The 9213-nt window shown below is 64.1% G+C and carries 15 protein-coding genes; 1 reads left to right on the top strand and 14 read right to left on the bottom strand.

Going from position 1 to position 9213, the window contains the following annotated elements; genetic code table 11:
- Positions 1–116: 116 nt before the first annotated feature.
- From H8A95_RS22040 to H8A95_RS21980, 13 genes are all read right to left on the bottom strand, one after another.
- Complete coding sequence (locus H8A95_RS22040; protein WP_229184996.1) at positions 117–308, bottom strand: hypothetical protein; 192 nt, start codon at positions 306–308, stop codon at positions 117–119.
- On the bottom strand, positions 305–601 hold the full coding sequence (locus H8A95_RS22035; protein ID WP_229184995.1) for a hypothetical protein: 297 nt from the start codon (positions 599–601) through the stop codon (positions 305–307). Before H8A95_RS22035 ends, H8A95_RS22040 begins: the two co-directional genes overlap by 4 nt.
- 10 nt (positions 602–611) lie before the next feature.
- Positions 612–794 (bottom strand): hypothetical protein, encoded by a 183-nt coding sequence (locus H8A95_RS22030; protein WP_229184994.1) that lies wholly within the window; start codon positions 792–794, stop codon positions 612–614.
- Positions 791–1222, bottom strand: a complete 432-nt coding sequence (locus tag H8A95_RS22025) for a hypothetical protein (RefSeq protein WP_229184993.1) — start codon at positions 1220–1222, stop codon at positions 791–793. The genes H8A95_RS22030 and H8A95_RS22025 overlap by 4 nt, the downstream gene beginning before the upstream one ends.
- Positions 1219–1995 (bottom strand): hypothetical protein, encoded by a 777-nt coding sequence (locus tag H8A95_RS22020; RefSeq protein WP_229184992.1) that lies wholly within the window; start codon positions 1993–1995, stop codon positions 1219–1221. The genes H8A95_RS22025 and H8A95_RS22020 overlap by 4 nt, the downstream gene beginning before the upstream one ends.
- A 1-nt stretch (position 1996) precedes the next feature.
- Positions 1997–2287, bottom strand: coding sequence for a hypothetical protein (locus H8A95_RS22015; protein ID WP_229184991.1), 291 nt, complete (start codon positions 2285–2287; stop codon positions 1997–1999).
- A 48-nt stretch (positions 2288–2335) separates the two neighbouring features.
- The gene (locus H8A95_RS22010) at positions 2336–2806 is read right to left on the bottom strand and encodes a hypothetical protein (protein ID WP_229184990.1); all 471 of its coding nucleotides are present in this window, start codon (positions 2804–2806) and stop codon (positions 2336–2338) included.
- A 705-nt stretch (positions 2807–3511) separates the two neighbouring features.
- Positions 3512–4723 carry an AAA family ATPase gene (locus tag H8A95_RS22005; RefSeq protein ID WP_229184989.1) on the bottom strand — a complete coding sequence of 404 codons (1212 nt, stop codon included), beginning with the start codon at positions 4721–4723 and terminating at the stop codon, positions 3512–3514.
- The gene (locus tag H8A95_RS22000; protein ID WP_229184988.1) at positions 4723–5118 is read right to left on the bottom strand and encodes a hypothetical protein; all 396 of its coding nucleotides are present in this window, start codon (positions 5116–5118) and stop codon (positions 4723–4725) included. The genes H8A95_RS22005 and H8A95_RS22000 overlap by 1 nt, the downstream gene beginning before the upstream one ends.
- On the bottom strand, positions 5115–5438 hold the full coding sequence (locus H8A95_RS21995) for a PC4/YdbC family ssDNA-binding protein (RefSeq protein ID WP_229184987.1): 324 nt from the start codon (positions 5436–5438) through the stop codon (positions 5115–5117). Before H8A95_RS21995 ends, H8A95_RS22000 begins: the two co-directional genes overlap by 4 nt.
- Positions 5396–5617: a hypothetical protein gene (locus H8A95_RS21990; RefSeq protein ID WP_229184986.1), complete on the bottom strand. Its 222-nt coding sequence runs from the start codon at positions 5615–5617 to the stop codon at positions 5396–5398. The genes H8A95_RS21995 and H8A95_RS21990 overlap by 43 nt, the downstream gene beginning before the upstream one ends.
- An 89-nt stretch (positions 5618–5706) precedes the next feature.
- Positions 5707–6105 carry a hypothetical protein gene (locus H8A95_RS21985; RefSeq protein ID WP_229184985.1) on the bottom strand — a complete coding sequence of 133 codons (399 nt, stop codon included), beginning with the start codon at positions 6103–6105 and terminating at the stop codon, positions 5707–5709.
- Between the two features lies 1 nt (position 6106).
- Complete coding sequence (locus H8A95_RS21980) at positions 6107–7456, bottom strand: tyrosine-type recombinase/integrase (protein WP_229184984.1); 1350 nt, start codon at positions 7454–7456, stop codon at positions 6107–6109.
- 912 nt (positions 7457–8368) lie between these two features.
- On the opposite strand from H8A95_RS21980, the gene H8A95_RS21975 reads away from it, so the two are divergent.
- Positions 8369–8824: a hypothetical protein gene (locus tag H8A95_RS21975; RefSeq protein WP_229184983.1), complete on the top strand. Its 456-nt coding sequence runs from the start codon at positions 8369–8371 to the stop codon at positions 8822–8824.
- Between the two features lie 137 nt (positions 8825–8961).
- Here the strand turns inward: H8A95_RS21975 and H8A95_RS21970 are convergent, their stop codons facing one another.
- Complete coding sequence (locus H8A95_RS21970) at positions 8962–9207, bottom strand: hypothetical protein (protein WP_163160236.1); 246 nt, start codon at positions 9205–9207, stop codon at positions 8962–8964.
- Positions 9208–9213: the final 6 nt, after the last annotated feature.

Below are 9213 nucleotides of genomic sequence, written 5' to 3'. Positions count from 1 at the left end.
TCTTCGTGAGCGCTCCAATCCGGTGAAGCGGCCGAAGAGACGAAAGTCCGCCGTGTCTCAGTGGCGAGGCTTGTTGACGGAAAGCCCGGTCCGAAACGCTCTAAGGCGAGCGCGGCCTACTCGATCGGAAGTGACGCGGCCTGCAACAGCCGGCCGTATTGGGTGTCGTCGAGCCCTGCGAGCTTCTGCAACGTCACGCAGACGTCGCGCCAGCGATCGTTCTCGCTGCGCAATTCCCGCGCCTTCGCGCGCACAGCTTTGATCTCATGCTTGAGACCGATGATCTTGCTGGTTTGCTGATCCGTCACGTGTGGACCACGTTGGTGTTGATCGAGTGATTTCCCAACATGGACTGCGGCACGGTCCAGCGATAGGTGCCGGCGGGAAGCACGCCGGTCGCCTTCGATCCTCCGATTTCGTTCGCCAGGAACCGGACCGGAGGATCGAGCTGAACGAATGAGCCGTTGACCAGCCTCTGGAGCTCGATGGCCTCGGAGCCGTGCTGGATCGTTCCGCTGACATTGGCTTGGTACATTCCGCCATTCAGGCTGAAGGGAGCGGAGTGCTTCGAAAGCGAGGTATGAGAGACCGTTTCGGCCATGGCAGCTCTCCTACGGGGTTTTCAGATTGCCGCCGAGCAGCATGAAGCCGGCCGGCAGATGTTGGCGTGACGCTTCCAGCACGAAGAGGCTCACGCCCAGGTCGCGCTTGGCAGCGTCGAGGATGCGATCGTCGATCGGCACATCGACGTGCCAGACAACACCGGTTTTGGGATTGATCGCCTCGAGGATCATGCCGGCTCCTTCACGGGAGCAATCCGCATCGCGCTCGCGATCGTCAGCAACCGAGTTGCTTCTGGATCGCCGGCGAAGAGCTTCTTCTGAAATTCGCCATCACGCTTCCAGGACTCGACCTTGGCGTCGACCGCGGCGCGCAGCTGCGGCGTGATCGATCGCTTGCCATGGATGTACTCCTGCACTTCGCGACCAGCATCGGTGATCTCAGGCGAGAGGCCGGCTTGGATCAGATGATCCAGCACGGTGGCGGCATCGCGCTTTTCCAGAGCAGATCCAAGGTCGGCAGCAAGCTGCTCAGCCGTCGGTTCAGATGACGATGTTGCCGGCTTGGTGGCGGCGTCAAATTGCTTCGACATCTCCGCAAGCTTCGCCGTGACCTGGTCCGGTGTCATCGACCATGCGTCGTCGCTGATCTCGTCAGTCATGCTGCATCCTTACGTTCGGCGGCGCGCAGCACCGCGCTGTTCATTCGCTCGATCTGCTTTTCGATCTCATCGAGCACGACCTGATCGGCCTTCCGGAATTCATCGATGCCGGGGGCGAAGGTTCTGTGATCGGCATTGGTCAGCAGAGGGGATGATTTCACGAGCGGCAAAACGAAGCGTCCTGCACCGTCGTCGCGGTCCGGCCCAAGCCGCCACAGTTCGGCGAGCAGCAATCGCTCGCACGGGCTGAATGACGGGCCCAGTGCTCCGTTCGGCCCCATCCCTACCTCCGGCACGACCGTTCCGGCCGGCGTCGCGATCTGCGCGCGCAGGGTCGCGGCACTGAACTTGCCAAAGGCGGCGGCCAGCGACGCGACGGCCGTCATCACTTCGGCCATGGCCTTCCCGCGGTCCTGCATGGCGGCGGCGAAAGCGGTCATCTGCCCGGCGCGCATGTCGATGACTGCGCCGGCAGCCGCCTGCCGGTCCAGTTGTTGGGCGAGGCGGAGCGCCGCGTCCAGATCGTCCACCGCGCACGCGGCAACGTCGATCTTCGCGCGATGCGCTGAGAGCTTCGCAGCCGCGCCGGGCTTCCCCTCGGAAGCGGCCAGCACCAGAGCGGCCCTTTCCGCCTCGAGGACGGCGAGCTCGGCGACGACGACGTCGAGCTTCGCGGCCACCGCCGGCGCTTTCAGCTCGTTTTCGGTCTCCGGCGCAGCCTCGGCGCTGGGATGCTCGACACGGGTCTCGGTTTCTTTGCGCAACAGGGTCATTCTAGGCATCCACCGCATTTTCGAGCCCACATTTCGATCGGATTGCTTTCAACGCGGCCACAGCAGCAACGTGCTTGGCGTTCGCGGCGGCCAGTTCGTCGCGCGCCTGGCGCTCGGCCTTTTCAGCCGCAACGAACGCCTCGGCATCGACATGACGCTGGCGCGCCGACTGCGGAAGCCGAGCGTAGGCTGATCCGGAGCCCTTCTCGATCTCGGCGCCAGCCCTGCGCTCGGCGTGGCGGCCGAGCAACTCGACCTCAACGGCGCGCAAATGTTCGGCAGCCGCGGTCATGCTACCCTCTGCTCAGTGGGCTCGGTGGCGGGACGCATGATCGCATCCTCAATCACTAGCTCGAGGTACTGAGCCATCTGCCGGCGATCCGCGGCCGCCCGCGATTTCGCCACGGCTTTCACTTCCGGCTTCAGTCGAAGGCTGACTCGTTCTCTGCGTTCCCGCATGGTGGTGATCCTTGGCTTCTGTCGTCGGCAGCAAGGTCATCTGTCCGCATTCAATCAGCAACGCACCATCGGCACGCTGCCGCCATCCACGGGACAACATCCGCGGACGCTCCCGAGGAACCCACCGCGAGCTCACGCGCTTGATCGCCTCGTAGTCGTCGACCAGGATCAGCGCCTTGCCGAGCGCGCCCAGCAGGTCACCGGTCGACTGGTAACCGAGGTTCTTCATCGGCTGGTGCGCGAACAGCTTGTTCACATAGCCCGGCGCCAAGCCGGACAGCGCATTCAGCGTCTCGTGCGTGATGTCGCGCTCCACACACGCGGCCTTCAGCGCCTCAGTCAGGTCGGCCATGCTCCGGATCAGTGGCGGCATTCGTCCGCACCGGCAGCAATGGGAGACAAAGGGGGCGGAGTTTTTACGGAGCCGCCGCGAAAAAATCGACGGAGGTCGATTATTGAGAGCGGCGCCGTTTCCGACCCCACCCCGGCACCCACCCCCGGTCGGATCGCTGGGAATTCCCAATGGACCGATCGCCATCCATTGGCCGTTTCGCCAGCGATCAATCGGCTCGCCTGGCGCGCGCCAGATCTCTCCAACAGTGTGAAAGACGTGGAAGCATCGCGCGCGAAAACCCCTTCCCGTGATTTTCGATCACGGAGTCCGAGTCGACATATCGCTGCAAAGCTTGGGCTTTCCTGCTCGACGCGATGGCGTGTCGGCGCTGTGTGGGCAGAACCCGTCGGGAGTGGCGATGCTAACCGGGCTAACCGGTTACGGTGTCGACCAGCCGCGAGCATTACACCTGCCTTGTCGGCGCCGGCGTGCGGGTTATGGCACGTGATGGCAGAACGAGGTCCTCCTGCCCTTCCCTTCCTTGAGCGGCCGGAAGCGTGAGCGGTCCCAACGACCGCGAGAGCGCTTCCAACGCTCGGGGGGTATGGGGGGTTGGAAGCACACGGTTGGTAGGGGGGTTGGAAGCAGTTGGAATGCAGTCGGCAGACGCGTTGGTATGGGCGTTGGAATGTGCCGCGGAGAGTTGGTAGGGGGGTTGGAAGGTCAGTCACCGGCCCGCTCCAGATGTTCGCGGCGCCTGCTGGCGGGTCCCGAGATGACGACCTTGATCCGGCCGTTGGATAGCATCCGCTCCATGGCCGCGCGGAAGCCGGCCGCGGAGATGCCGCCGGCCTCGGGATCGGCGGCGAATTCGGTCGGCGCGCTGCCCTTGGCGTTCTTGGCGTGCACCGGCCGGTGTTGCGCCTGGCGCTTATCGAGCAGCTTCAGGAACACTTCCTCGACGTCGCGGTCCGCGGCCGCCCGGTATAGCGAGGCCTCGCCGGCCATCGCGGTGGTGAAGGTCAGCCCGCCCCAGCGGAGTGTCACCTTCTCGCCGGACCTGCCGTAGTTGGATTTCTTGACCTCGAGCGTGCGGACGTCCTGGTCGTCCTTGTCCGGGTCGGACAGGTGCAGCATCGAGCGCACCGAGTTGCGCCAGTCGACCGAGTTGGCGGTCCCGCTGCCGTCGGCCATGCCGCGCACGCTGGGGTGATCGAGCAGCACGATGGCGGTGTCGTGCTCCCGGGCGATCTTGCGCAGCATCGCGAGGAAGGCGCGGACCTGGCGCCGGGCGATGGCCTCGCCGTCGAACACCGCGGCGATACTGTCGATGACAACCAGGCGCGGCCTGTGATCCTTGATCCAGGCCTCCAGCCAGTCCAGCAGCGGCGCGCGCGACAGCCGGCCGTCCTTGCCGGCGTGCGCAAGCCAGGTCTCCTCCAGATCGGGAAACAGCATGTGCAGATCGGCGAGGCCGTGAGGATCGACGCAGCGGTGCTTGCAGATGCGCTCGACGCGATCGCGGACGTTGCTCTCGGGCTCCTCGCAGGACAGGAACAGCGCCGGACCTGCCTCCGCGATCGACCCGAGCCAGTCGCCGAGGCCTGCCGCGACGGAGACGAGCAGCTGCGTGGATATCTCCGTCTTGCCGCTGCCGCCGTTGCCAGCAAGGATGGTGAGGTCGCCGGAAGGGATGCGTCCGGTCACGAGCCAGCGCTGCTTTTCGGCCTCGGTATCCTTCCAGGCGGCCGGCGTGATCGGGGCGAACGCCGACGGCTTCGGTTGATCGGGTTCTATTTCAGCCGGATCGGCCGGCGCCTCGCCGAACGCGTCGAAAGATTCGACAGGCGGAATATCCTCGACCGGGGGCCGCTGGACATATCCCAGATCCTCAAAGACCCGCAGTCCCATTGCCCGATTTGGAAGGTTGAGCATCAGGCGGCCTCCAGCATCTCGAGCAGCGCCGGCGCGTCGGCAGGATGATTGCGGAGCCACGTCGCAAGCCGGTCGGGATTGCCCGCGTCCAACACGATGCGGAATGCGTCGATCGTTGCCTGCGGTGTGCGGTACTGCGGGGGGCGGCCCGCGCTGCCGGAAATGTCGGAGTTGCGAACGTGTGCCGGCGACGGCGCCTCACCGGTGTGTCGCCAGGCGTCCCGCGGGTCGGCAAGCTCCCAAGCGGTCACGAGGTCGCCGTCGTCCCAGCAGAAGAACAGCGGGCCCTCGCCGTCATCCTGGCAGTGATGCTGATCGATCGTTCGCCCGCAAAGCTCGCAAGGCCTCGGATCAATCTCGAGCGGCAGAAGGTCGTCCGCTGCGGCGAGGCTCATTCGTCGCCCTCGCCCTGAAGCAGACCCAGCTCGCGCGCCTTGTCCAAGGCCTTGTTGATGGCCTTCGCGAGATCCGGAAGCCGCGTGACCTTGATGGCAACGCCCTTCGCAGTCGGGACAAGCCTCCCGTCTTTGCTCATGGCGTGCTTGCGCACGTTGATCAGATTGTGACCCTTGTAGGTCGACAGCTCGGTGATGATCGCGTCGTGGCGACGGTTGGCCCAAAACTGGTCGACCACGACCGGTTCGGCGAGTTCAGGCTTGCGTGCTCCCATGATCAGGCCGCCTTTCCGGCGGTCTTTTCCTGCGCCCGCAGCCAACGCTCGACGCTCGGCCAAAAATACGTCACGTCGCGCCCAACGCGCGTCACCGGCGGGCCCTTCCCGTCAAGCTCCCAGTTGATCAGCGTGCGTTCGTTGTAAGGGCGCCCGCGAACGAGCTTGCCGAGCTTCTCGGCGGTCGCTGGGCGCGAGAGGTATTCATCCTGATTGTCGGGCATCGTTCGAGGTCCGTGCGTTGATGTGGCACGAACCTGCATGAAATCCGATGCAGTCGGGTGAGACAGATAGGAGGCGCAAATTGGTCGCCCTATTTGTCTTTGGACCTGTTCTTCAGGATGCGGTTCAGCTTTCGGACAAGGGAAGCCGGAGTGATGCTCTGGGCTCGGACCTTCCCTCGGTTTTTCGCCGCATGGTGTTTGAGCGCAGCTCTCGCCCACTCGGTCTTATTGCTGCTTCCGAACGATTTCCAGCTCTGAAACAGCAACCGATCACCCTCGGGATCGTGGGCGCCCGGCTGCTTTCTTGGTGGCGGCCGGCGCGGCCTACTTTCCGGAGCTGGCGGCCGTCCGCGAGACGTCGCCCGAAAAAGCCTGGCTGCTTCATTCTTGCCGAAGATGACGCAGCCCTCAGCGAACAGCGCGGATAGGCGCCGCTTGTATTCTGCACGCGCGGCCGGCGTGAGACCAAGATCGTCAGCAGCGCCCATGTCAAACCTCCGCGGCCGCACCGGCCGGCTGCGGTTTCAGGATCAGCGCAACCAGGTCCGCAAGCTTCGTGAAGCCTTGCCGCTTCTCGTCGAGATATGCGTACCGATCATAGACCCCGCGGACGCCGCCGATCACGTGCCCCAGACACCGCTCGGCATGGTCGGCCGGCACGCCGGCGCGGGACATCAGCGATCGACCGGTGCGCCGCAGATCGTGCAAGACGAAATGCGGCATCGGCCCGCGCTGCGCTTCCGTGCGGATTTTGGCGATGGCCTTGTCGAGCTGGCGCTTCGCCTTGCTGAAACCGGTGAAGCCCTTCGCGCCGCCGGTGGTCGTGAAGACGAACCACGAGTTGCCCTTGGCGCCTTCGGGCTTGGCACCGACGAGGTCGCGCGCGGCAGCGCTCAACGGGATGATGTGGTCGATTCCGGTCTTGTAGCGCTCCGCCGGGATCGTCCAGTCGTCGCCATCGAGCTCGCTGGAATGCATCAGCGCTGCCTCGTTGCGGCGCGTGGTCGTCAGAAGCAGCGATTTGACGAACCGCGGATAGCAGGCCGGCACGTCCTCGATGACGTCCAGGGCCGCCCACACGTCGCGCAGCTCTTCGTCGGACAGCACGCGATCGCGCGCGTTGTTGCCGACGGCCCGGATGCCCTTCACGATCGGGTTGGTGAAATCCTCGTTCCGAGCCTGAAACCAATTGAACGCCTTGCGCAGGTAGGCCAGCGTCCGATCGGCCATGACCGGCCCGCTCTCGTCCTCGATCTCGTCGAGCATGTCGACGATGTGCGAGCGGCGGAGCCGGCCCTCGCCGAACACCGGGAGGTCGCCGATGTCGGGGGCGACCAGGCGGCGGAACGTGCTGGCATACTGGTCGGCGCTCTTTAGCGCGGCTTCTTTCCGGCAGTAGCGCTCGACGAACATGTCCAGCATGCCCGGATGCTTTTGCTCGCGACCGGCCTCGTCAGCGTCGGGATCGTAGGCCCCGCCGATCTTCAGCCCCTCGGGATTGTCGCCATCCTCGAGGCGTCGGGTGCGCTCCGGCCGCGGATCCTCGCGCCGGCCGTTCTTGAGGTCCTTGGCGAGCTTGTCCGCCCTGATGATCGCGTCCCGGACGGTCAGGGTTCCCCCCTGGGGGTTCTCGTCCCATCGGCCGAGCGTCTCGAGGTATTTGCGCCCGTCGACCCGGTGGAACAGCACGAAAGATTTGGTCCCGCCGGCGGTGACGCGGACGCCGAACCCGGCCGGGGCCTTCTTGCCCTGCAGGGTCGCGCCGCTGAAGAAATGGACCTTGTTGCCTTTCGCCGGCGCTGGCAGGCCGGCCACGGCCTTCTCGCTGATCTGCTGCATCCCGCCTCCCCCGTGTGGGCACTGTGTGGGCGCCTCGAAACAGGTGCGAGATTCTGCGAGGTTCAATTCGGCGTCAACAGATTTCGCCGAAAACCACTGAAATTATGGGGGATTTTTGGGTTTGCGCCGGAAAGTGACTCTGAACCAATGACTTAGCCGGAAGCCCTGATATTGACTTTTAATCATGGGGTCGAGGGTTCGAGTCCCTCCGCGCTCACCAAATCAAATCAATCACTTAAGACAGAAACGGGCCCAAGCCAGCCGGAAGTCAGTTCGGATCGCGCTCACACCATGCACACTGGGCGTGCTCGGCATGGCCTACTTCGCCGCGGCGATAGTAGCCGATGTGATGAACGCTGGCCGGCAAACCTGAGCCAGGCTGATCCGACTGGCACTGAACTTGCGATGTCGTACTGTGCTGGGATTGCAGTCCCCAGATTGAAACAGGGCGCCGCCGGGACAAACCATTTCGGGCCCGGCGGCGTACTTTTTCGAGACGGTCAGAACAGCATGCCGCCGCCGACTGGATGCCCGGCCGCCGACCAGATCAACGAACCGGCGGGTTGTAGCGATCCCAGATCACGGTTCTCGAGACACTCTGCGCCGATCGCGAGATGGCGTCGTCGAACCTGTGATATTGGTCGAACTGCTGCTGCTCATCGCGCAGCTGCGGCTCTTGGGCAGACGGGTAAGGACTATTCGTACCGTTCCAACGATCAGATCCCGACACGACGCAACCCCATCTTGGTTCAGATGCAGGCTGGTTAGCACCGTTGCGCGGGTAGCTCTGTATCGTCGCGGCAACAGCGCCGGCAATCCGCGCAAATATGAGCACACGGATTGTTTCCGTGGTTCTCCGTGCGTGAACAATGCTCCAACCTTTGATTTCGGTGCGATGTCAGGAGCCAGCACATGAAACTTGCCGGGGCAGCCGCAGTTTGGCTCGTGCCTTGCGTACTTGCCGCAACTGCCAATGCACAGAGCTGCCTCACGGGCCCCATCAAAACGAAGGACGGCTCCTTGCAGACGTGGACCGTCGTCAATCGCTGCGGCGCACCGGTGACACTGCGCTATTCGCTGACGGGTCCCCTGGGCAAAGAGCCAAGAAGCGCAACCGTATCTGCCTGCAGCAGACAGCGGATTGTGCAGACCTTCGAGACAGATCAGATCGATTTTCTCAACACGATCTATGGTCCAGGCTGGGAGAAGATTTGCCCGTCATTGGACGATGAGGTTCGCCTCAGGAAACGACCGGAAAAATCGACCAACGAAGCAGATCAGATTCCTTTTCCATCCATCAGCCCGCCGCCCCTGGCCGGTCCCAAGCCGATAGGCCCTGCGGGAGGGAAACCGATTCCCAAAGGATAGCCTGAGCCGCAGAATCAATCGGGCATGCTTCAGCACCGCGACCAGATCAGCGTCGACTGAACTTCACGCTGCCGGGGATGACAAAGTTGCAGCCGTGCCGGTGCTCCATCATCGCAAATGCCCGGCACGCCGCACGCTCAGGGATCGACCGTGAGCGGCAGCTCGCCCTGACCGCCTGTCCAGTCGATGATCTCGACCTGAAGCCCGCGCTTCAGCATCTCCGACTCGAGACTGCCGGCGTGGCGTTTCCATTCGGGCGTGGCGCGGACGCGGAATTTCGGATCTTCGCCGTTGGCCTCGAATTCATCGTCGGCCCTGAGCGCGCCGCGGACGGCTTCGTACATCATCTTCAGGCTGGCGTCGGTGAAGGCGCCGTAGTCCATCGGTCG

This window comes from Bradyrhizobium oropedii, assembly GCF_020889685.1.
GTDB lineage: Bacteria > Pseudomonadota > Alphaproteobacteria > Rhizobiales > Xanthobacteraceae > Bradyrhizobium > Bradyrhizobium oropedii.
Note: the sequence above shows the minus strand (reverse complement) of the source record. Positions and strands in the feature narration are given on the sequence as shown.